This is a genomic window from Aminithiophilus ramosus, assembly GCF_018069705.1.
Lineage (GTDB): Bacteria > Synergistota > Synergistia > Synergistales > Aminithiophilaceae > Aminithiophilus > Aminithiophilus ramosus.
Genome location: NZ_CP072943.1, coordinates 48934 through 71912 on the forward strand (window position 1 = coordinate 48934; position 22979 = coordinate 71912).

General features: G+C 67.6%; 19 protein-coding genes and 1 riboswitch. Of the genes, 14 read left to right on the forward strand and 5 right to left on the reverse strand.

Annotated features, from left to right (window positions below):
• Nucleotides 1-17: 17 nt before the first annotated feature.
• The 14 genes from hydG to KAR29_RS00290 all read left to right on the forward strand — a co-directional run bounded on the left by hydG (nt 18) and on the right by KAR29_RS00290 (nt 16934).
• A complete protein-coding gene (gene hydG, locus KAR29_RS00225) occupies nt 18-1511 on the forward strand; it encodes a [FeFe] hydrogenase H-cluster radical SAM maturase HydG (protein WP_274373648.1) in 1494 nt (497 codons plus the stop codon).
• Nucleotides 1489-1767: a hypothetical protein gene (locus tag KAR29_RS00230; RefSeq protein WP_274373649.1), complete on the forward strand. Its 279-nt coding sequence runs from the start codon at nt 1489-1491 to the stop codon at nt 1765-1767. The genes hydG and KAR29_RS00230 overlap by 23 nt, the downstream gene beginning before the upstream one ends.
• Before the next feature lie 194 nt (nt 1768-1961).
• Nucleotides 1962-2786 carry an ABC transporter permease gene (locus KAR29_RS00235; protein ID WP_274373650.1) on the forward strand — a complete coding sequence of 275 codons (825 nt, stop codon included), beginning with the start codon at nt 1962-1964 and terminating at the stop codon, nt 2784-2786.
• Nucleotides 2773-3531, forward strand: coding sequence for an ABC transporter ATP-binding protein (locus KAR29_RS00240; protein WP_274373651.1), 759 nt, complete (start codon nt 2773-2775; stop codon nt 3529-3531). Before KAR29_RS00235 ends, KAR29_RS00240 begins: the two co-directional genes overlap by 14 nt.
• Before the next feature lie 14 nt (nt 3532-3545).
• On the forward strand, nt 3546-4472 hold the full coding sequence (locus tag KAR29_RS00245; protein ID WP_274373652.1) for an ABC transporter substrate-binding protein: 927 nt from the start codon (nt 3546-3548) through the stop codon (nt 4470-4472).
• A gap of 282 nt (nt 4473-4754) precedes the next feature.
• Complete coding sequence (locus tag KAR29_RS00250) at nt 4755-6800, forward strand: methyl-accepting chemotaxis protein (RefSeq protein ID WP_274373653.1); 2046 nt, start codon at nt 4755-4757, stop codon at nt 6798-6800.
• 283 nt (nt 6801-7083) lie between these two features.
• Nucleotides 7084-7554 carry an NADH-quinone oxidoreductase subunit NuoE gene (gene nuoE, locus KAR29_RS00255; protein WP_274373654.1) on the forward strand — a complete coding sequence of 157 codons (471 nt, stop codon included), beginning with the start codon at nt 7084-7086 and terminating at the stop codon, nt 7552-7554.
• A gap of 132 nt (nt 7555-7686) precedes the next feature.
• On the forward strand, nt 7687-8058 hold the full coding sequence (locus tag KAR29_RS00260) for a (2Fe-2S) ferredoxin domain-containing protein (protein ID WP_274373655.1): 372 nt from the start codon (nt 7687-7689) through the stop codon (nt 8056-8058).
• Nucleotides 8059-8060: 2 nt separating this feature from the next.
• Entirely contained in the window at nt 8061-9851 is a 1791-nt protein-coding gene (locus KAR29_RS00265) for an NADH-quinone oxidoreductase subunit NuoF (protein WP_274373656.1), read from the forward strand.
• Between the two features lie 11 nt (nt 9852-9862).
• Nucleotides 9863-12574, forward strand: a complete 2712-nt coding sequence (gene fdhF / locus KAR29_RS00270; RefSeq protein ID WP_274373657.1) for a formate dehydrogenase subunit alpha — start codon at nt 9863-9865, stop codon at nt 12572-12574.
• A 45-nt stretch (nt 12575-12619) separates the two neighbouring features.
• Nucleotides 12620-13435 carry a formate/nitrite transporter family protein gene (locus KAR29_RS00275; protein ID WP_274373658.1) on the forward strand — a complete coding sequence of 272 codons (816 nt, stop codon included), beginning with the start codon at nt 12620-12622 and terminating at the stop codon, nt 13433-13435.
• Nucleotides 13432-14067 carry a molybdenum cofactor guanylyltransferase gene (gene mobA / locus KAR29_RS00280; RefSeq protein WP_274373659.1) on the forward strand — a complete coding sequence of 212 codons (636 nt, stop codon included), beginning with the start codon at nt 13432-13434 and terminating at the stop codon, nt 14065-14067. The genes KAR29_RS00275 and mobA overlap by 4 nt, the downstream gene beginning before the upstream one ends.
• Before the next feature lie 220 nt (nt 14068-14287).
• Entirely contained in the window at nt 14288-16042 is a 1755-nt protein-coding gene (locus KAR29_RS00285) for a methyl-accepting chemotaxis protein (protein ID WP_274373660.1), read from the forward strand.
• A 151-nt stretch (nt 16043-16193) separates the two neighbouring features.
• A complete protein-coding gene (locus KAR29_RS00290; protein ID WP_274374994.1) occupies nt 16194-16934 on the forward strand; it encodes a transporter substrate-binding domain-containing protein in 741 nt (246 codons plus the stop codon).
• A 45-nt stretch (nt 16935-16979) separates the two neighbouring features.
• On the opposite strand, the gene fdhD is transcribed toward KAR29_RS00290, so the two are convergent.
• From fdhD to KAR29_RS00315, 5 genes are all read right to left on the reverse strand, one after another.
• Nucleotides 16980-17768 carry a formate dehydrogenase accessory sulfurtransferase FdhD gene (fdhD, locus tag KAR29_RS00295; RefSeq protein ID WP_274373661.1) on the reverse strand — a complete coding sequence of 263 codons (789 nt, stop codon included), beginning with the start codon at nt 17766-17768 and terminating at the stop codon, nt 16980-16982.
• A 96-nt stretch (nt 17769-17864) separates the two neighbouring features.
• Nucleotides 17865-19163 (reverse strand): diguanylate cyclase domain-containing protein, encoded by a 1299-nt coding sequence (locus KAR29_RS00300; RefSeq protein WP_274373662.1) that lies wholly within the window; start codon nt 19161-19163, stop codon nt 17865-17867.
• Nucleotides 19164-19285: 122 nt separating this feature from the next.
• The gene (locus KAR29_RS00305) at nt 19286-19984 is read right to left on the reverse strand and encodes a cache domain-containing protein (RefSeq protein ID WP_274373663.1); all 699 of its coding nucleotides are present in this window, start codon (nt 19982-19984) and stop codon (nt 19286-19288) included.
• A 57-nt stretch (nt 19985-20041) separates the two neighbouring features.
• The gene (locus KAR29_RS00310) at nt 20042-21562 is read right to left on the reverse strand and encodes an iron-containing alcohol dehydrogenase (RefSeq protein WP_311135600.1); all 1521 of its coding nucleotides are present in this window, start codon (nt 21560-21562) and stop codon (nt 20042-20044) included.
• Between the two features lie 312 nt (nt 21563-21874).
• A complete protein-coding gene (locus KAR29_RS00315; RefSeq protein ID WP_274373664.1) occupies nt 21875-22681 on the reverse strand; it encodes a Cof-type HAD-IIB family hydrolase in 807 nt (268 codons plus the stop codon).
• A 126-nt stretch (nt 22682-22807) separates the two neighbouring features.
• Nucleotides 22808-22974, reverse strand: a riboswitch (cobalamin riboswitch).
• Between the last annotated feature and the right edge of the window lie 5 nt (nt 22975-22979).

Consider the following 22979-nt stretch of genomic DNA (forward strand, 5'->3'; position numbering starts at 1 on the left):
AGGAAAGAGGCAGGGTCATGACAGTCGCGACGGATATCCGGAGCTGGATCGCCAACCGCATCAAGCGGGACGAGATCACGCGCTACATGGACGGCGACCGCTGTTTCATCGACGATGGCGCCATCGAGGGGGCCCTGGAGCGGGGCAAGAACCCCGATCCCGGGCGGGTCCGGGAGATCCTGGCCAAATCCCTGGCCATCGAGACGCTGACCGTCGACGAGGCGGCCTGTCTCCTCCACGTGGAAGATCCCGACCTGTGGGAAGAGATGAAGGCCGCCGCCGGCGAGGTCAAGCGCCGCGTCTACGACAACCGCATCGTCACCTTCGCCCCCCTCTACCTGGCCAACCTCTGCGTCAACGGCTGCGTCTACTGCGGCTTCCGCGCCGAAAACAGCGCCGAGAGGCGGCGCGTCCTCACCATGGAGGAGATCAAAGAGGAGACGCGCGTCCTGGCCGGCACGGTGGGCCACAAGCGCCTCATCGTCGTCTACGGCGAACACCCGGCCAGCGACTACGACTACATCGCCGACTCGATCCGGGCCATCTACGACGTGACGGTGCCGACGAAGAAGGGCTACGGCGCCATCCGCCGCGTCAACGTCAACGCCGCTCCCATGGAGATCGCCCATCTCAAGGTCCTTCACGACGTGGGGATCGGCACCTTCCAGGTCTTCCAGGAGACCTATCACCGCCCGACCTACGAGCGCCTCCATCCGGCGGGGACGATCAAGGGCGACTACCTCTGGCGCCTCTACGCCATGCACCGCTGTCTCGAGGCGGGCATCGACGACGTGGGCATCGGCGCCCTCTTCGGCCTTCACGACTGGCGCTACGAGGTTCTGGGGCTCCTCCAGCACGCCTGGGACCTGGAGGAGAAGTTCGGCATCGGCCCCCACACCGTCTCCTTCCCCCGCATCGAGCCGGCGACGAACACGCCCTACGCCGACAGCCCCGAGGCCGTCGTCGACGACGACGCCTTCGCCCGCCTCGTCACGGTCCTGCGCCTGGCCATCCCCTACACGGGCATGATCCTCACGGCCCGCGAGAGAGGCGACCTGCGCCACGAGATCCTTCCCCTGGGCTGCACCCAGGTCGACGCCTCGTCGCGCATCGGCATCGGCGCCTACGCCGACGTCGAGGAAAAGCAGAAAGGGGAGCGCCAGCAGTTCATCTTGGGCGACACGCGGAGTCTCGACGAGGTGGTGCGCCAGCTGGCCCTGGACGGCTACATCACCTCCTTCTGCACCGCCGGCTACCGCTGCGGCCGGACGGGGCAGAAGATCATGGATCTCCTTCGCAGCGGTCGCGAGGGCCATTTCTGCAAGCTCAACGCCGTCCTCACCTTCCGGGAGTGGCTCGACGACTTCGCCAGCGAAGAGACGCGCGTCGCCGGCGAGAAGGTCCTGGCCAAGGAGCTCGCCGAGATCGCCCTCCGCTTCCCCGACATGTACCCCCGTCTTCACGCCTCCTACGAAAAGGTGAGCCAAGGTGCCCGAGACGTCTATTTCTGAGGAGGCCCGTGAGGCCTTCCGCCGATGGGCCGGTACGTACCTGCGCGACCGGGGCGTCGCCGTCGAGCTGACGGCCGTCGTCGGCAGGCGCTGGTCGGCCCTGGCCGGCCCCGACGGCGACTTCCCCCTGGCCCCGTCGGAGCGGCTCGTCCTGGGCGACGGCCTGGGGCTGGTCCTCTACGGAGGCGAGGCCCTCGACGCCGAGGAGCGGGAGGCTCTTCTGAGGCGCGTCGGCGAGATCGTGCGCTCCCGCTGACCCGCTTCCTCCCCGGCGGAAGAGACGGTTTTCCGCCCCTTCCGAGATCTCCGACGCCGCCGAGGGGGCGGCGTCGGCCCTTTCGGCGGGCTTTTTGCGCAGATTCCGCGTGACAGCGTTCACGAAAAGGGGTACCCTTGTGAGAGGGGTCAAACATCGCGTCTTCCGCGGTCCGCCGCGACGGAGGAGAGGCCATGGTGGAAAAAAGGCAGAACTGGGTCGCCGTCGGCGACGAAGGAAGGGCTTCGGCTCCGGCCTCTTTGGGCCTGGCCGGAGGTCTCCTCTTTCCCTTCGCCGTCCTGGCCCTCTGGTGGGGCGGCAGTGCCCTGGGCCTCTGGAGCCCCGTTCTTCTCCCCGCACCTCTTGCCGTGGGCCGGGCCGCCCTCAGGCTGGCCCGCAGCGGCGACCTCCTGCGCCACATCGGCGCCAGCGGACTGCGCATCCTCTGGGGCTTCGGCCTCTCCTGCTTCATGGCCCTTCCCCTGGGCGTCCTTCTGGGCCTCCGTCCCGGCCTGGGGCGTTTCGTCAACGGCACCCTCGAGTTTCTGCGCCACGTTCCCCCTCTGGCCCTGCTGCCCATGCTCATCCTCTGGCTCGGCATCGGCGAGGCCTCCAAATCGGCCGTCATCGTCCTGGCCACCTTTTTCCCCGTCTTTCTCAACACCGTCGACGGCGTCCGGCGCTGCGACAGAGGGCTCCTCGAGGTGGGGCTCAGCCTGGGCCTCTCCGAGGGAGAACGGTTCCGGCGCATCATCCTCCCCTGGGCTCTTCCCTCGATCCTGACGGGTCTCAGACTGGGGCTGGGTTACAGCTGGCGGGCCCTTATCGGCGCCGAACTCATCGCCGCCTCGTCGGGGCTGGGCTACCTCATCCACGACGCCCAGGCCCTCTCCCGGTCGGACGTCATCGTCGTCGCCATCATCGCCATGGGGCTCCTCGGCGCCCTGACCGACGACCTCTTCTTCCGTCTGGCCCGGCGCCTCGTGCCCTGGAGAGGAGAGGGCCGTGGAGGGCATTAGGCTTCAGGGGTTGACCAAAAGCTACGCCCTGCCCGGCGGCACGCTGCGCGCCCTCGACGGTCTCTCCCTCTGCCTCCCCTCGGGGAGTTTCACCGTCGTCCTCGGCAGGAGCGGATCGGGCAAGACGACGCTTCTGCGCCTTCTGGCCGGCCTGGAGGCGCCGACGGAGGGGCGGATCCTCTTTCCCCCGGCCCTGGCCTCGCGAGGGCGCTCCGCCGTGGGTCTCGTCTTTCAGGAGCCCCGCCTCATGCCCTGGCTCACCGTGGAGGAGAACGTTGCCTTCGCCCTCAAAGGGCGTCTCGACGGGGAGGCCGTGGCCGAGAGGACGGATTCGACGCTGGCCCTCCTGGGCCTCGAGGCCTTCCGCTCGGCCTATCCCGACCAGATCTCGGGGGGCATGGCCCAGCGCGTCGCCCTCGGGCGGACCCTCGTCTTCGACCCCGAAGTGATCCTCATGGACGAGCCCTTCGGCGCCCTGGACTATTTCACCCGCCGCCGCCTGCAGGGCGAGATCGCCGAGCTTCACCGCAGGACGGCCAAGACCTTCATCCTCGTCACTCACGACGTCGAGGAGGCCCTGGCCCTTGGAGACACCGTCGTCGTCCTCGAGGCCGGTCGCGTCGTCGATCGTCTCGACATCCTCCTCCCGCGGCCGCGGGAGACGGGATGGCCCCAATTCCTGCCTCTGCGCCGTCGGGTGCTGGAGGCCATCGTCGGCGGGGACGATCTCGCCGGCGACCGCTGAAGGAGGTTTTCGTCATGCGCAAGCTTCTCTCCCTTTCCCTGCTCCTCTGCCTCGTCTCGGTTCTCCCCGCCGGGGCGGCGGAGAAGATCGCCCTGACCTACGTCAAGGCCCCGCTCAACGTCCCCTCCATCGTCGAGAAAAAACTGGAACTCTTCGAGAAGGCCTTCGCTCCCGACGGCATCGACGTCGTCTACCCCGAGATAACGGCCGGTCCGGCCCAGACCCAGGCCATGGCCGCCGGGTCGATCCAGTTCGCCAACTGCCTGGGCGGCACGTCGGCCCTGCTGGCCGCCTCGGCGGGAGTGGACCTCAAGATCATCGCCGTCTACAGCCGGGCTCCCGAGGCCTTCGTCCTCCTCGCCAAGGATCCCTCCGTCACCTCCGTGGCCGATCTGAAGGGAAAGAAAGTGGCCGGCCCCAAGGGGACGGTCCTCCACCAGCTTTTGGCCACGGCCCTGAAAGAAGCGTCGATGGGCGCCGACGACGTCCAGTTCCTCTCCATGGGCCTTCCCGAAGGCGTGGCAGCCCTCCTCTCGGGCAGCGTCGACGCCGCCCTCGCCGCCGGACCGGCGGCCTACAAGGCCCAGGAGGCCGGGGCCCGCGTCGTCGTCGACGGCCGGGGTCTCGTCGACGCCACGACGGTCATCGCCGTCGCCGGTCCCTTCCTGCGGGAACATCCCGATCGGGTGCGGCGCTTCCTCGACGTCCACCGTCAGGCCCTGACCTTCATGAAAGAGGAGAGGGAGCAGGCCTTCTCCCTGACGGCCGAGGAGACGGGTCTCGACGTGTCGGCCGTCGAGGCCATGTTCCCCCTCTACGACTTCGATCCCGAGATCCGTCCCTCCGACGTGGAGGAGCTCAAGCGGACTCAGGACTTCCTCGTCGAAAACGGCCTGATGGAGAAGACCGTCGACGTCGACGCCCTCGTGACCCGTCTCTGACCGATCTTCCCGAATGAGGAGGGCCTCCCGTTCCTTCGGGAGGCCCTCTTCATATGCGAACCAAAACGATCTCATTCCGTTTTATCGGCAGGAGCATTAGGTCATGAGAATTTTTATATCGGCGGACTGAAAGTAAAAAATAAAAATATCGCCTAAATCAAAAAAACTGCAAAATTGGAACAAAAATCACAATCAGGCTCTCGTTTTATAATTTGTTAATTTCAATAAAGGTCGGATGCTGTATGATCGCCTCCAAAAGGTGTGCACATAGGAGGCGTTACGATGACGATCCGGAACAAGCTCTTCGCCATGGCCCTGGCCCTGTTGGTCATGATCGCCGCGATGACCGTCGTGACCTACGGCCGAAGTCGCGCCATGCTCCTCGATCTGGTCTCCGAGGCGGGGACGGAGATCGTGGCCCGCGCCGCCGACGCCGTCGATGCCCGCTTCGACAAGATCGCCGCCATCGCCGTCACGGCGACGGAGCTCGTCCAGAGCGCCTGGAACGCCTTCGAGGTCCGCGACGAGGCCGACGTGGAGGCCCTCCTGGCCGACCTGCTCCAGCGCGTCCGCGGCGAGGGCGTTCAGGACGTCTATTTCGGCTACGCGGCGACGGGCAAGGTCGCCGTGGGCAGCCGATGGGCCGAGCCCGACGACTACGACGCCCGGAGCCGCCCCTGGTACAAGGAGGCCGTCGCCGCCGGGCCGGGAGCCGTCATCTTCACCGATCCCTACTTCGACCCGGCCACGCAGGGCATGGTCCTTTCCGTGGCGACGCCCCTCTACGACGGCGGCGGCTCTCTCCTGGGCGTCATGGGGACGGACGTGAGCATCAAGGAGATGAGCGCCTACGTCGAGGCCCTGAGGATTTTCGGCAAGGGACGGGGGCTCATGCTCCTCGGAAGCGGCATCGTCGCCTCCGGCTTCGGCGAGGAGGCCGTTCTCAAGGCCGACCTGACGAAGGACGAGGCCTTTCCCGAGTCCCTTCGGGCCATCGCCCGCCGCATGATCGCCGGAGAGAGAGGGAACGCCGTCTACCGCGACGGAGAGGGCGAGCAGCAGCTCTTTTTCGCCCCCACGGCGCGGGGCTATTTCCTGGGTATCGTCTTCCCCGTCTCGGAGATCACGGCCCTCGTCCGCGGCCTGACGACGATCCTCGTCGTCATCGCCGCCGTCGCCGTCGTCCTGGCCGGGGCCCTCCTCTTCGCCGTCGTCCGGGGGCTGACGACGGCCATCGGAGCCATGGAGGCCACGACGGCCAGGCTCGGCGCCGGGGACCTGTCGATCCGCTACGACGATTCGGGGCGCGACGAAATCGCCCACATTTCGCGCAACCTCAACGCCATGGTGGGCTCCATCGGCGGCGTTCTGACGTCGATCCGTCAGGAGGCCGACGTGACGGCTCAGCGGTCGGAGACGCTGAGCGCCCTCTGCGAGAGGACGCTGACGTCGATGGAGGGCGTCTCCCGCTCCGTCGACACCGTTCGGGGCCTTCTCGATCACAACGTCTCGGCCCTGGAGGAGACGAACGCCTCCATCGAGGAGATCGCCTCGGGAGCCCAGTCGGCGGCCCGCGCGGCGGCCTCGGGCGCCGAGGGGGCCGCTTCGGCCTCGGAGGCCTCGGCCGGTTCCCTGACGGAGGTCAAGACCGTCATCGGCGACATCGGCAAGGCCTCCGACGAGTCGCGCCGGGCCATCGAGAAGATCAGGGCCCTGGGCCAGTCGGTGACGGCCATCTCGGGCTTCGTCGCCACCATCACCTCCATCGCCGACCAGACGAACCTTCTGGCCCTCAACGCGGCCATCGAGGCGGCCCGGGCCGGAGAGGCGGGACGGGGCTTCGCCGTCGTCGCCGAAGAGGTGCGCAAACTGGCCGAAGAGTCGGCTCAGGCGGCCCGCGAGGTGAACAAGCTCATCGACGGCCTCCAGCGCCATTCGGGCGACTCCGTCAGGGCGACGGAAGAGACGGGACGGATCCTCGGAGAGACTCTGGGGAGGGCCGAAGAGGCCCAGACCGTTCTCGGAGGGGCCGTCGCCGCGCTGAACGTGATGGTCGAGGCCGTTCAGAGCGTCGCCGCCGTCGCTCAGGAGCAGGCGGCGGCCTCGGAGGAAGTCACCTCGGCCGTCCAGAGCGTGACGGGGGCCTCGGGCGAGATGGTCCGCTCCGTCGAAACCATCCACGACGCGACGGCGGAGACGACCCGGGCGGCCGAGGCCATCGCCGCCCAGGCCAGGGAAATGGCTTCGGCCTCGGAAAAGCTTCGCCACGAGCTGGACCGCTTCACCCTCGCCGATCGTTCTTCGGCGAGCCTTCCGGCGCGACGCTGAAGGGGCGACGAACGCGCTGCCGGGCCCCCCGTCTCTTCCGGGGGGCCCGGCCTTTTATGGGCGACGACAGGCGAGAGGGAAGGTGCTACGATAGAGAGAACTTTATTGCGCACACAAACGTGGCCGCCGCGCCGGGCGGCGGCGAAAAGGGGAGAGCGCTTGTTTTGCCAGGGGCACTGATGGTATCGTCACCCTGTCGGACGCGCTCGTCCTTCGCCTTTTGGTCCTGCGGGCACCGCGAGGGGAGGCTGCGCGAGCTTTCCGAAGCGACGGGAGGGAGACGATGGCAGCGACGAAGGAAGAGATTCTTGCGACGGTGAGGGAGATCGTCGGGCCCTGGAGAGGCAGGAAGGGAGCCCTGATTCCCCTGCTGCAGGAGACGCAGAGGGTCTTCGGCTATCTGCCCTCGGAGGCGATGGAGGCCCTGTCGGAGGAGATTCGCCTTCCTCTGGCCGAGATCTACGGCGTGGCGACCTTCTACGCCCAGTTTCACCTCGAGCCCCGCGGGCGCCATGTCATCCGCGTCTGTCGCGGGACGGCCTGCCATGTCCGCGGAAGCCTCAAGCTTCTGGAGAGGCTCAAGGAGACGCTCGGCGTGGCCGAGGGGGGGACGACGGAGGACGGCCGTTTCACCCTGGAGCCCGTGGCCTGTCTGGGGGCCTGCGGCCTCGCCCCGGTCATGACGATCGGCGATCAGACCTTCGGCCGCGTCGCCGCGGAGAAGCTTCCGGAGATCCTCGCTCCCTTCCGGTAGCTTCTTCGCGCCTGCGCCGTCGCTCGAGAGGATTTTTTCGGCATCACGGGGGGTTGGGGCATCGGGAACAGGGAAGCCGAGGGGAGGCCGGAGCCTTTCGTCGGCGGAAATCCGGAGTCGGAGGTGGAATCGGTGGCCAAGATCAGGACGCTTGACGATTTGAAGGAGATCAGAGAGAAGACGATGGATCTGACGGGCGCCCGCTCCCAGGGGAGGACGCGCGTCATCGTCGGCATGGGGACCTGCGGCATCGCCGCCGGGGCTCGGGCCGTCATGGAGGCCGTCATGGACGAGCTGGCCCGGCAGGGGATCAGGGACGTCTCCGTCGAGACGACGGGCTGCATCGGCATGTGCCAGCAGGAGCCCCTGCTGGACGTGATCCGCCAGGGGCAGCCGCGCATCACCTACGGAAAGGTCTCGCCCGAAGAGGCCCGCCGCATCGTCGCGGAACACGTCGTCCATGGCCGCCTCGTCGAGGACAAGGTCATCGGCCAGACGGACTGACCATGAGGTCCTATCGATCCCACGTCCTCCTCTGCGAGGGGACGGGATGTCTTTCGGGAGGGGCGGCGGCGCTTCGGGAGAGTCTCTGCCGCGAGCTGGCGGCGCGGGGCCTCGAGAGGGAGGTCCTCGTCGTCTCGACGGGCTGTCACGGCCTCTGCGAGATGGGCCCCGTCGTCGTCGTCTACCCCGAAGGGACCTTCTACTGCCGCGTCGGTCCCTCCGACGTGGCCGAGATCGTCGAGGAACATCTGTTCAAGGGGCGCCCCGTCGAGCGCCTCGTCTACCGGGACGAATCGAAGGTCTCCGTTCCCCGCTACAGCGAGATTCCCTTCTATCGCAAGCAGCGCCGCATCGCCCTGCGCAACTGCGGCTACATCAATCCCGACAACATCGACGAGTACATCGCCCGCGACGGCTACGTGGCCCTGATCCGGGCCCTGCGGGAAAGCACGCCCCGCCAGGTTCTGGAGGAGGTCACCGCCTCGGGGCTTCGGGGCCGGGGAGGAGGCGGCTTTCCGACGGGGCTCAAATGGGGCTTCTGCGCCGGCGCCGCAGGCGACAAGAAGTACGTCATCTGCAACGCCGACGAGGGGGACCCCGGGGCCTTCATGGACCGCTCCATTCTCGAGGGCGATCCCCATTCCGTCGTCGAGGGGATGGCCCTGGGCGCCTACGCCATCGGCGCCGACGAGGGGTATATCTACTGCCGGGCCGAGTATCCCCTGGCGGTGCGACGTCTCGAGAGAACCATCGAGGCCGCCATGGAGTACGGCCTCCTGGGTCCCTCCGTCGCCGGGACGGATTTCGCCTTCCACCTCCACGTCAAGGAGGGGGCCGGCGCCTTCGTCTGCGGCGAGGAGACGGCCCTCATGGCCTCCATCGAGGGACGACGGGGCATGCCCCGTCCCCGTCCTCCCTTCCCGGCCAACAGGGGGCTCTGGGGATGCCCGACGAACATCAACAACGTCGAGACCTGGGCCAACGTCCCGGCCATCGTCCGCAACGGCGGCGCCTGGTACGCCGCCCTGGGGACGGAGAAGTCCAAGGGGACGAAGGTCTTCGCCCTGACGGGGAAGGTCAACCACACGGGGCTGGTCGAGGTGCCCATGGGGACGACGCTCCGCGAGATCGTCTTCGAGATCGGCGGCGGCATCCTGAACGGACGGAAGTTCAAGGCCGTCCAGATCGGAGGTCCCTCGGGGGGCTGTCTCACGGAGGAGCATCTCGACCTTCCCGTCAGCTACGAGTCCCTGGCCCAGGCGGGGGCCATCATGGGCTCGGGAGGTCTCGTCGTCATGGACGAGGAGAACTGCATGGTCGACGTGGCCAAGTTCTTCCTCGAGTTCACCCAGGCCGAATCCTGCGGCAAATGCCCCCCCTGCCGGGAGGGGACGAAGAAGATGCTCGACATCCTGAACCGGATCTGTTCGGGCAGGGGGCGGCCGGAAGATCTGGACGCGCTGGAATACCTGGCCACCATGATCAAGGAGACCTCCCTCTGCGGCCTGGGCCAGACGGCGCCCAACCCGGTTCTGACGACGCTGCGCTATTTCCGTCACGAATACGAGGCCCACATCGACGAGAAGCGCTGTCCCGCCGGGGCCTGCGTCGCCCTGACCCGGTTCGTCATCGACGGCGGGAAGTGCATCGGCTGCGCCAAGTGCGCCCGGATCTGTCCCGCGTCGGCCATCTCGGGCGCCGTGAGGGAGCCCCACGCCATCGACGGCGAACGGTGCGTCAAGTGCGGCGCCTGTCTGGCCGCCTGTCCCGTCGGGGCCATCGCCCGCAAGTGAGGAGGAAGGCCGTGGAATCCATCACCCTGACCATCGACGGGAAGACGATCGTCGCCGAAAGGGGCATGACGATTCTCCAGGCCGCCCGCCGAGGCGGCATTCACATCCCCACCCTCTGCGACCATCCGGCCCTTCCCGTCGCCGGGGCCTGCCGGATCTGTCTCGTCGAGGTGGAGAGGAGCCCCAAGCTCCTGACGGCCTGTTCCACTCCCGCCGAGGCGGGTATGGTCGTCCGCACGGCCGCGCCCCGCGTCCTGGCGGCCCGGCGGGCCGTCGTCGAGCTCCTCCTCATCCGCCATCCCCTGGACTGCTTCTCCTGCTCGAGCAACGGCAAGTGCGAGCTTCAGGACGTGGCCTACGAGCTGGGCATCAAGGCCTCTCCCTTCACCGAAGAGGGCGACACCTGCCGCTCCTACGCCATCGAGGACGCCAACCCCTTCTACGTCCGGGACATGAACAAGTGCATCCTCTGCGGACGCTGCGTCCGCGCCTGCGACAGCCTGGCCCGCTGCCACGCCATCGACTTCCAGAACCGCGGCATCAGGACCATGGTTCAGCCTCCCGTCGGCAGGGATCTGGAACATTCGGACTGCACCTTCTGCGGCCAGTGCGTCCAGCTCTGCCCCGTGGGCGCCCTCTCCGAGAAGGCCTCGGCGGGGAAGGGGCGCCCCTGGGAGCTTCGATCGGTGAAGACGACCTGTTCCTACTGCGGCGTCGGCTGCGAGCTCGACATTCAGGTCAACACCAGAACAGGACGCATCGCCAACGTGACGACGGACTACGGAAGCCCCACGTCGCTCAACGGCGGGCGCTGCTGCGTCAAGGGGCGCTTCGCCTGGCAGTTCGTCCACAGCGAGGAGCGTCTCACCAGGCCCCTCATCAGGGAGAAGGGGCTTTTCCGCGAGGTCGACTGGCCCGAGGCCCTCGACGTCGTCGCCGCCAGGATGACGGCCCTCAGGGACGCCTCCGGTCCCGACGCCCTGGGCTTCTTCTCGTCGGCCCGCTGCACCAACGAGGAAAACTATCTCTTTCAGCGTCTGGCAAGGGAGGTGATGGGCACCAACAACGTCGACCACTGTGCCCATCTGTGACACGCTCCCACGGTGAAAGGTCTCGGCGAGACCTTCGGAAGCGGCGCCATGACCAACGACTACGACTCCCTCAAGGAGGCCGACGTGCTCCTTGTCATCGGTTCCAACACGACGGAGACCCACCCCGTCATCGGCTCCTGGATCAAGGAGCGCAAGGCCGGGGGGGCCAGGCTCATCGTCTGCGATCCCCGCAGGATCGAGCTGGCCCGGTATGCCGACGTCCACATCCGCCACAGGAGCGGGAGCGACGTGGCCCTCGTCAACGGTCTCATGCACGTCATCCTCCGCGACAGCCTCCACGACGGGGCCTTCGTCGAGGCCCGCGTCGAGAATGTCGAGGCCCTCGGGAAAGTCGTCAGGGAGTACACGCCGGAGAGGACGAGCGCGATCACGGGCGTTCCCGCCGATCTCATCGAAAAGGCGGCCAGAACCTACGCCGCGGGCCCCAGGTCGGCCATCTTCTACACCATGGGCATCACCCAGCACCGGTGCGGCACCGACAACGTCCGCTCCCTGGCCAACCTGGCCCTTCTCTGCGGCATGGTGGGCCGACCCGGCACGGGCGTCAATCCCCTGCGGGGTCAGAACAACGTCCAGGGCGCCTGCGACATGGGGGCCCTGCCCGATGTCTTCACCGGTTACCAGAAGGTGGCCGACGGCGGCGTCCGGGCCAGGATGAAGGGCCTCTGGAAGTGCGGCGATCTTCCCGCCGCCCCGGGCATGACCCTCGTTAAGATGGTGGAGGCCGCCGCCGCGGGCGATCTCAAGTGCCTCTACGTCATGGGAGAGAACCCCATGGTGAGCGATCCCGACACGAACCACGTCCGCCGGGCTCTGGAGAACCTGGAGTTCCTCGTCGTCCAGGACATCTTCCTCACCGAGACGGCCCAGATGGCCGACGTCGTCCTCCCCGCCGCCTGCTGGGCCGAGAAGGAGGGGACCTTCACCAACACGACCCGCACGGTCCAGCGCGTCCGCAGGGCCGTCGAGGCCCCGGGGGAGGCCCGGCCCGACTGGCAGATCCTCACCGATCTGGCCCGCCGCCTCGGCGCCGACTGGTCCTTCGGGAGCGCCTCCGAGGTCTTCGACGCCGTCGCCGCCTGCACGCCCAGCTACGGCGGCATGAGTCACGGGCGCCTCGACGGGGGACCGCTCTCCTGGCCCTGCCCCTCCGTCGATCATCCCGGGACGCCCAACCTCCACGTGGACAGGTTCGCCCGACCGGGCGGCAAGGCGATCTTCGTCCCCTGCGAGTGGAGGGCGCCCCACGAGTGGCCCGACGAGGCCTTCCCCTTCCTGGCCACGACGGGACGCATCCTGTACCACTATCACACGGGCAGCATGAGCCGGCGGAGCGCCCCCGGCGAATTCGTCAAGGAACTCTTCATCGAGATCAACGCCCATGACGCCGAGGCCCTTCGCGCGGGAGAGGGCGCCATGCTGCGCGTCACCTCCCGGCGCGGCGCCCTCGAGGGGCGGGCCAAGATCACCGATCGCGTCCCGCCCGGAATGGTCTTTCTGCCCTTCCACTTCGCCGAGGCCGGAGCCAACCGCCTCACGGCATCCGTCGTCGATCCCGACTCGGAGACGCCGGCCTACAAGATCAGCGCCGTCACTATCGTCGCGCTCTGAGGGAGGAAGCCGTCCCGGCTTTCTCCCCTCTCAAGGAGGATTCCCATGAACTTCAAAACGCCTGTCGAACTTGCCGAAGGCGCCTGTCTGGCCGCCGAGACGAAAAGCCGACGCACCGTCGCCCAGCTGCTTGTCCTGGGGACGCTGGCCGGGGCTTACATCGCCTTCGGCGGTTTCTTCATGCTCATCGTCACCCAGGACCTGGCCGGCTTCGCCGGCGTCGGCGTGAGCCGTCTCATGGGCGGAGGGGCCTTCTCCCTGGGGCTCATGCTCGTCGTCGTCGCCGGCGGGGAGCTCTTCACGGGCAACTGCATGATGCCTCTGGGAACGTTGGCGGGGTGCGCTCCCCTCGGAAAGGTCCTGCGCAACTGGTTCTGGGTCTACGTCGCCAACGCCCTGGGCTCCCTCGTCGTCCTCTTTCTGCTTCACCGCGCCGGCCTTCTCCGGGGGGCCGTCGCGGCCAACGCCCTGAAGATCGCCGTCGCCAAGACGAGCCTGACCGTCGGCGAGGCCTTCTGCCGTGGTATCCTCTGCAACTGGCTCGTCGTCCTGGCCGTATGGATGAGCATGGCCGCCACCGACATCGCCGGCAAGCTCCTGGCCATCCTTTTCCCCATCACGGCCTTCGTCGCCTCGGGCTTCGAGCACTGCGTGGCCAACTTCTTCCTCATCCCCGCCGGCCTCCTGGCGGCGGGGGAGGGGGCGGAGGCCCTCCTTTCTCCGGCCCGGCTCTCCCTGGGAGGCCTTTTCCGCAACCTCGTCCCCGTGACGGCGGGCAACATCGTCGGAGGCGTCCTCTTCGTCGCCGTCGCCTACTTCTTCGTCTTCCGCGACAGGCTCAGGAGGCCCGACGGGCCGTGACGCCCGCCGCGGGACCTCTGGAGGCCTCGGCCGTCGTTCTCGGCGGCGGCCGGGGACGGCGGATGGGGGGCAACAAGCTCTTCCTGGCCGTCGACGGCGTCCTTCTTCTGGAGCGGGTTCTGCGGCGTCTCGTCCCCCTCTTCCCCGAGATCGTCCTGGCCGTGGGCCCCGAAGACGAGGAGCCGCTGAGACGACGCCTCCCCTCCCTCTCATCGGCCCGGCCCGTCGCCGTCGCCGTCGACGCCGTCTCCGGCCTGGGGCCCCTGCAGGGGCTGACGTCGGCCCTGAAGGCTCTGAGGGGCGACTGGGCCTTCGTCGTCGGCTGCGACATGCCCTGGATCCAGGAGGCCGTCGTGCGGAGCCTGTGGCAGGCCCGGGAGGCGGGAAGCGACGTCCTCTGCGCCTCCGTCGACGGCTACCTCGAACCCCTCCACGCCTTTTACCGCCGCACCTGTCTTCCCTTCGCCGAGGCGGCCCTCGCCTCGGGCGACCGACGCCTCAAAGCCTTTTACGGCGATGTCCGCGTCACCGTCGTCGCCGAGGCGGCCTTCCGATGTCTTCCCGGCTACCGCCGATCCTTCCAGGGCATCAACACCCCCTCCGAGCTGAACCGTCTCACCGATCTTCCCTGAGGGACTCTCTGCGGCAGAAGGATGCCGCTTGGCGTCGGTCCGCAGTGCATGCTCGATTAAACCTTGACTTCCTGTGGACGATCCCATATTGTTCTTACAATCGGCATCAAAGCCCCATCGCCCGAGGGCGGGGGCCGAAGGGGGGTGTCGTCTCTCCCTTTCTTCATTGCCGCCTTTGAGAGAGTCCGCTACAGAAGAGAATGAGGAGGCGTCTGAAGGAATGGGCAAAAGCCTGGTCTCGCGAATCGTCTTTATCACCGTCGTCGGCGTCACGCTCCTTTCCGGTTCCCTGCTCTACTTCTCCGGACGAGGCCTTCAGGCGATGGGAGCCTCCATGGCCCGCTCGGCCGAGGCCCTTCTGGCAAGGGAGATCGAAGACAGGGACGGGGCCAACGACGAGGCGCTGGCCGCCTACGGCGAGACTCTGGCCCAGTATCTGGCCTGGATTTCGGCCAACCCCATCTGGAACTTCGACATGGATCTTCTCGGCGAATACACGAAGGGGATGGGGGAGCTGCCCAACCTGGCCTACGCCGTTGTCTACGACGACAAGGGGAACGTCGCCGCCGGCGCCAAGAGATCCGGCGCCTCGCTGCGGACCTTCGGCAAGGACGTGGTCCTCGACGGCAAGGTCCTGGGCAGAGCCGAGGTGGCCATCGATGCCTCCTATCTGGAGGTCCTCCGCCGAGAGGGCGTCGCCGCCAAGGATGTCCTGACGAAGGTCTTCATCGACGAGGCGGGCCGCTCCGGGAAGGCCCTCTTCTGGAAGATCCTTTTCATCGCTCTCGCCGGAACGGCTGTCGTCATCGCCTCCACGGTGGCCATGCTTTTCCGCATCGTCGCCCCCCTCCGCAGGATGACGGGCATCGTCGAGGATCTGGGGCAGGGGGAGGGCGACCTCACCGTCCGGCTCCTTCTCCGTTCCGAGGATGAGGTGGGACGCCTGGCCACCTCCCTCGATCTCTTCCTGGACAAGCTCTCCCGTCTTGTGGGGGAGATCGTCGAGATCGCCGAGGGGCTGGGCGGCGATTCGGATCGCCTCGACGCCCTGGCCCGCGATTCCCTGGCCGGGGTGGAGACGATGACCGGAGCCGTCGAGCAGATCTACGTCCTCTCCGAGTCGAACGCCGCCGCCGTCGAGGAGACCAGCGCCGGCGTCGAGGAGGTGGCGGCCAACGCCAACGCCTCGGCCCGCTCCGCCGAGGAGGGGGCTCTGGCCTCGGCCAGGACGACGGAGCTGACGCGCGATGTGGCCGGACGGCTGCGCGAGGTCGTTGCGGCCCTGGGGCGGGTCGAGGCCAGTTCGTCCGAAAACCGGACCAAGATGGGGGCTCTCTCGCGGGGCGTCGAGGCCATTACGGGCCTCGTCGGTGCCATCACGCAGATCGCCGATCAGACGAACCTTCTGGCTCTCAACGCCGCCATCGAGGCGGCCCGGGCCGGAGAGGCAGGACGGGGGTTCGCCGTCGTCGCCGAAGAAGTGCGCAAGCTGGCCGAGGAGTCCAACCGGGCCGCCCGGGAAATCACGACCATCATCGCCCCTCTGCGCAGCTCGACGGGCGAGGCCATCGCCGCCGCCGCCGATGCGGAGCGGGTTCTGGCCGCCCTTTCCGTTTCGGCTCTCGGCGTTCAGGAGAAGCTGACGACTGGCCTTTCGGAGATGTCGGGCGTCAACGACGTGATGCAGAACATCGCCACCGTCTCGTCCATGCAGTCGGCGGCCAGTGCCGAAATGGCCAAGGCCATCGACGGCATCGCCGGCGCCACGGCGCGCACGGTGGATCATCTCGGAGGCATACGCCAGTCGGCGTCGACGACGGCAAGGGCCTTCGAATCGGTCGTCGACGGGGCTCGGGCTCTTTCCGAGGCCGTGGCAGGCCTGAGGCGCCTCCTGGGCCAGTTCAAGATCGAGAGGGAGCGGAGCACCGCCCCTCTCCCTCTTCCTGCCTCACGACAGGGCCGAAAGGGGGCTTAGGGCGAGGGGATCGAGATTCTGGATGGCAGGTGCGAGGATCGGTCCCCCGAGGGGGACCTGCCTGAAAAAGGCGGATCACGACGGAGACAGCGGATGCGCCCCGAGGAAAGGACCCGGCGGGGCGACGAGAGAAAGGGAGGTGCGACACGTGATGCGACGCATGATCGTGGCGATGCTGATGGTTGTCCTTTCCGCCGGACTCTGCTTCGGCGAGACGAAGGTCATAACGGCGGCGACCGACCCCTGGCCCCCCTTCATGGATCCCGACTCGCCCACGGAGGGGCTCAGCATGGAGATCGTCCGGGCCGCCCTCGGCCGGGAGGGCTACGAGGTCAAAATGCACTTCATGCCCTGGGCCAGGGCGGAAGAGGACGTCCGCGAGGGAACCTACGACATCCTGCCCAACACGTGGATGACCGACAGCCGCAAAGAGGTCCTTCTCTACAGCGAACCTTACGCGGCCAACGAGCTGAAACTGGTGAAGCGCAAGGGAGACCCCTTCGAGTACGAGGGAATGGAGAGCCTCAAGGGACTCACCGTCGGCATCATTCGGGACTACGGCTACGGTGACGCCTTCATGAGCGACCCCGCCTTCAAGCGCGATCCCGTCCCCGACTTCGTCACCAACGTGAAGAAGCTTGTCGCCGGCCGCGTCGACCTGACGCTGGAGGACGAGATCGTCGGCCGGAACCTCCTCGCCACGGCGGCGCCGGAGCTCCTCGACCAGATCGAATTCACGAAAAACCCCATGAGCGTCCAGAATCTCCACGTCACCTCGGGCCTCAAGAACCCCAGGGCGAGGGAGATCATCGAGGCCTTCGACAGAGGGCTTGCGGCCATCAGGGCCGACGGGACCTTCGACGAGATTCTCTCCCGCTACGGCATCAAGTGACTTCGGAGGAGGCGAAGAGGCTGCGACCTCTTCGCCTCCTCCGTTTCATGCCCGGGGGGCCAGCTCGACGATCCGCTCCGGGACGGAGTAGACGTTCATTTTTCCCTTGCGGACGAAGCCGACGAGGGTGACGCCCCCGGCCGCGGCGGTCTCGACGCCCGAGGCCGTCGCGGCCGAGACGCTTGCCAGGAGAGGAAGGCCGGCGTCGAGGGCCTTGCGGACCATGTCGGCCGCCAGCCGTCCCGAGAGGGCCATGAAGCAGTCGGCCAGATCGATTCCCTCCCGGACGGCCCAGCCGATGGCCTTGTCCATGGCGTTGTGCCGCCCCCCGTCTTCGACGCGAAAGAGGGGACGTCCCTCCTTCGAGGCCAGAAGGGCCACGTGGGCGCTGCCGGTGCGGCGGAAAAGCGGCCCCTCGGCGAGGGCGTCGACCGCCTCGAAGAGGGAGGCGGCCTCCAGGGCCCATCGGACGGGGAGGGGCGGCGGGGCCTTTCTGCCGCCGCAGGCCTCGGAGGGACCCGCCGACGCCCTGCGGACCGGGCGGCTTTCGGGTGTGAGGCCCCGGAGGGGGAGACGCCGTCTCACGGATAGCCCGTCGGCCGTCGTCTCGACGGAGAGGATCTCGTCGCGGGAGCCGATCATCCGCTTCGAGAAGAGGTGGCCGAGGGCCCAGAGCTCCTCGTCGCCGGGCGAGAGGACGACGACGGCCTCCTCCTTCCCGTCGACGACGAGGGTGAGGGTCCTTTCGCGGAGCAGGTCATCGTCGAAGGTCTCGACCTGTCCGGAGCGAAAGACCTTCCAGACCTTCCGGAGCGTTACGGCGTCGCGTTCCATGACCGAATCCTCCCGTCTTCCCGCCTCGATTTCTCCACGAGAGAGCGCCGAAAGGGGTGGGCCCTGACGGTTCCCTCCCTTTCGGTCCCTTTGCGGTCAGATCGGCTGCCCTGTCTCCAGAAAGAGGGCGAACCGCTCGGCCCACAGGGGATCGAACTGACTCCCGGCGCAGCGGCGGATCTCGGCGATCGCCTCGTCGTGGCTTCGGGGCGGGGCGTAGGTGCAGCCCGTCATGGCCTCATAGGCGTCGACGAGGCTCATGATGCGGCTTTCGAGGGGGACGGACTCGCCTGCCGGAGGTGTCGTCTTCCTGAAGGGATAGCCCCGTCCGTCCCATCGCTGGTGGTGATGGAGGATCGCCTCGGCCAGGTCGGCCAGATGGGGGATGGCCGAGGCGATGCGGTAGCCGATCTCGGGGTGGCTCCTGATGGCCCGCCACTCGTCGGCGTCGAGAGGGCCCTTCTTGGCGACGACGGCTCCGTCGACGCCGACCATGCCGATGTCGTGGAGCGAGGCCAGGCGGGTCATCCTCTCCCGGAAGGGGGCGTCGATGTCGGGCCGGGAGAGGAGAAAGGCCCCCATGAGGGTCCGGCATCGCTCCATGTGGTTGATGCGCCGTCGCTCCTTGGCGTCGATCCTGTCGAGGAAGACGTCGAGGAGGGCCCTCTGCGTGTCGGCCCGGCGCGTCTCCTTGCGGGCGTACATCCTCTCGTCGGCGTCCTTGACGACCTCCTCCAGGCTCCGCCGGGCGGCGTCGTCGCGGGCCATCCCCCAGGCCATGAAAAGGGGGATGTCGTCGTCCCCGCCGTCACCGTTCCCGTTGCGCCGGAGGCGTTCGCCCAGCCGCTCCGCCAGGGCCCTCTCTCTGGCGTCGTCGCTGCGGGGAAGGAGGAGGACGAACTCGTCGCCGCCGATGCGGGCCACGATGTCCTCCGGTCCGGCGACGTCGCGGAGGACGTCGGCCGCTTTCTGGAGGAGTCGGTCTCCCCAGAGATGGCCCAGGCCGTCGTTGACGAGCTTGAGGCCGTTGACGTCGCACATGACGGCCGTCACCGGGTCCTGGTCGCCCCGCCCCAGGCGGTGGAGGGCCTCCTCGAAGAACTGGCGGTTGTGGAGCCCCGTCAGGCCGTCGCGGATCCCCCGCTCGCGGATTTCGGCGATGGAGGCGTTGACCCGCCTCTTCAATTCGTTTACGGCCTCGCCGATGTGACGGAATTCCTCGGGCAACGGGGCGAGGGCCTCCTCGGGCAGGGGGGTGTAGAGCCCCTCGGCCGTGGCCGCGAGAGTTTCCGCCAAGGTTTTCAGGGAGCGGGAGATGCGGCGGGAAAGGAGGAAAAAGAGCCCCGTCCCCACGCCTCCCAGGAGAAGGAGGCCGAGGCCCGCCGCGTGTGTCACGCGGCGGGTTCCTGCGTTGATCTCGGCGAAATCGAGCTCGGCGCCGATGAAAAGGCCGCTTCGGGCCAGGGGCTGGAGGAAAAGAAGCGCCCTTCCCCCTTCGCCGTTGCCGACCTCGACCGTCAGAGCTCCGGGCCTTGAGCCTCCGTGGCGTCGAAGAGGGGGGGCGACGAGGGAGGGTACTCCTCGGAACGCCTCAGGGGACGGCCCGATCCGTCGAAGAGGCGGAAACGCCCCGACTGGCCGAACCGTTGATCCTTGATCATGTCGATCAGCTGGGCGAGCCTCACGGCGCCGAAGAGGAGGCCGTCGAAGGTCCCTTCCCTGAAGAGGGGGACGGAGAAGACGACGATGGGGTCGCCGTCGACGCGGCTCAGGAGGACGGGGGAAATGGCCTCCTCGCCCCGGAGTGCGGCCTGAAAGTAGGCGCGGTCGCTGAGGTCGATGGTCCTGTCGGGAGCCGCGCCTTCGGTGGCGCCCGCGACGGGCCGTCCCCGGACGTCGACGTAGGCCAGGTTCGTCAGAACCTTTCCCCTGCCGACGAGGGCCTGGAAATCGGCCGCCATGGCCTCGAGATCCCTCGACCGGACGGAGGCGAGATCGGCCGCGTTCCGGACCCGCTCCATGATGTCCTGCTCGAACCATCGGTTCATGTGGGAGGCCTGAAGGACGAGGGCATTTTCGGCGGCCTTGACGGCCGTGTCCAGGGCATGGCTCCGTTCCTCTACGATGAACAGGAGGAGAGGGAGGGCCGTCGCGGCGACGAGAACGGTGAGCGTGACGATGAACGCTTTGCGGACGCTGTCGGGGAAAAAGGCCATGGACGACGCCTCCCGGAGTGGACGAAGCTGTTTGGGAATCTCTTTAAACTATACGCTTTAGCCGCACTCGCAGGAAGGCTCGCCCCTGCCGAGAAAAGGTTCGGATGCAAGGGACTCCCGATCGGCAGGCGAAAAACGATCAGGAGCGTCATCGGTCCGGCCGGGCGAGGCGACCGGAAGAGCGAAACGTTGGCCTCGAACCCGCACCTGCGGATCGATGGGTAAAGATCTTGAAGCCCTGTCGGTGTCCTTGCGAGCCTGTCGATAGGCAGACACGAGAGACCGCCCTTCCGGAAGGGCGGTCTCTCGTGTCTCCACCCCCCGTCGATCGGGAAGCGGGCCTGTCTCTGACGTGACCTCTCTCAGCGGCTGCAGGGTCTGAGGGAGCGGCGGTAGATGGCCGCCACCGTCTCCTTCGGCGCCGGAGTGGGGGCCATGGCCAGAAGGCCGTCGAGGGAGGGCGTCGTCATGGCCAGATCCGTCAGGCGGTCGATGTCGCCCTCGCCGTAAGCCCTGATCTTCCAGCTTGTCGGGAACGCCGACGGAGGCGAGCCAGCGCTCCATGGCCCGGGCGGCCCGTTCCGATTCGGCCGGGAGGCCCTTGAGGTCCTCGACGAAGGGGGCCAGAAGGGAGGTGAGGACTTCGGGGCAGGCCGGGTAGATCTGGGCGATGACGGCCGGAAGAATCATGGACAGGCCCAGGCCGTGGGCCAGATCGGGCCTGACGGCCGAAAGGGGGTGTTCCAGGGCGTGGGTGAAGTGGAGCAGGCCGTTGTCGAAGGCGATTCCGGCGATGAGAGAGGCGTAGAGAAGGTGGTAGCGGGCCGTCAGATCACCGGGGTGGGCCAGGGCCTGAGGAAGGTAGGCGGCGACGAGGCGGGCCGTCTCCCGGGCCAGGAGAACCGTATAGGGCGAGGCGGCCTTGCTCGTGGCGGCCTCGATGACGTGATTGAGGGCGTCGATGGAGACGAAGCGCGTCTGGTCGGCCGAGAGGCCCGTCATGAGGGCCGGATCGTCGATGGCGTAGGCCGGGTAGATGCAGTCGTAGGCGATGGCCGGCTTGTAGTCCTTCTCGGGAAGGCTGACGACGGCGAAACGGTCCGCCTCCGTCCCCGTTCCGTGGGTGAGGTTGACGGCGACGACGGGCACGGCCCTGTCGGGGACGAAGCGCAGCTCGTAGAGGTCCCGGGCGTCCCTGTCGGGATACTGGAGCAGAATGGCGGCGCTCTTGGCGGCGTCGATGGGACTGCCTCCGCCGATGGCGACGACGGCCTGGGCCCCGAAGTCGCGGCCCATCTCGACGGCCTCGTCGACGCTGTCCACGGTGGGGTTGGGCGTGATCCGGTCGTAGAGGACGTGATCGACGCCGTATCGGTCGAAGGCGGCCCGGACGTGATCCCAGGCGCCGGTGCTCCTGTAGGAGCCCCGGCCCGTGACGCAGAGGACCTTGCCGATCCCCCTGCCGGAGAGGTCGGCCATGATGGCGTCCATCTTGGTGATGGCCCTCGCGCCGAGGTAGACCGTCGTCTTGGCCCGGATCGTGCGGATCTCATGGACGGGCATTTTGGAATCACACACAAGGCATCCCTCTTATTGAGATTGATATACCTATCACATTTAGATCGACGGAGAGAGGGTAGCATCGGAAAGAGGGGGTGTCAAGATCGATCTTGATGTCGCTTCAAAAATAGAGGACAACGGAAAGGAGCGCCGGGCCGGAGAGCTCGGCAGGGAGGGGAAGCCGATCGGCGGGCGACAGGGCGAAGGTTTTCTAGACGCGGGCCGCTGAGAGAGCGGGCATGTTGACTCGGGCCACACGCCAGGCGAACCGGAGCAGGCCTCGTCTCGGCGTTGTCCTGGAGGGTCTGCGGAAGTTCGATGAAACGTCCGTCAGGGGAGGGAGAGGACGTGTCTTTCCAGGGCGAGGGCCACGCCGTCGTCGTCGTTGGAGGCGGTGACGATGGCGGCTCTTTCCCGGGCCAGAGGGGATCCGTTGGCCATGGCGACGCCCAGGCCGGCCCATTCGATCATGGTCAGGTCGTTCTCGCCGTCGCCGATGGCCATGACCTCTTCTCGTCCGAGGCCCATCGATCGGGCCAGAAAGGCCAGCGCCCGCCCCTTGTCGACGTCGAGGGGCACCACCTCCAGATAGCCCGGCTTGGAGCGGGGAAGGGAGAGCCGTCCGGCGAAGCGGGAGCGCATCTCCTCGGCGATGGAGACCATGGCGGTCGCGTCGTCGATGAGGAGCATTTTCGTCGGCTCCCCATCGAGGTCCCAGTAGGCGTCGCCGAGGGGGACGGCCTCGATGGCGGCCAGCTTCTCGTAGGCACGGGCGCGGTCGTCGTCGCGGCTTTCGACGTAGAGCTCGTCGTCGATGTAGGTCTGGACGTACCAGCCCCGACGACGGCAGAGGGCGAGGACGTCGGCGGCGAGACCGGCCTCGACGGTCCTGTGGCGGAGGGTACGGCCCGAGGCGGCCTCGCGGATGAGGCCGCCGTTGTAGGCGATGAGGGTGAGGTTGTCGCCCATGAGGGCGCCGTAGGGGACGATGGAGCGGAACATGCGTCCCGAGGCGACGGTGACGACGACGCCTCGCCTCCGGCAGCCCTCGATGGCCTCGAGGGTGCGGGGACGGAGCGTGCCGTCGCTGTCGAGAAGGGTGTCGTCGAGATCGGCGGCGACCAGTCGGATCGTCATGGATGTCTCCTTTTTCGAAAAAAAGAAGGGGGCCGCAAGGGGAGGTATCCCGCGGCCCGGAGGATGGGGAGATGCTGACTCCAGGCCGCCTTCAAGCACCCCAAGCCGCTCCCTCGAGCGGGGTTTTGAGGAAAACGCCTGCGGATCGGTCTCCTGGCTTCCGATCGTTCTACTCCCGCGCCTTCCCGGAGTGGGGATGCTCCAGTGGCTTGCTGCGGTTTCGTCCCGGTTACAGTGGCGGGGCCGCGCCGGACTTTCACCGGCTTCCCGTCATCCGCGGCGACCTGGTTCAGACTCA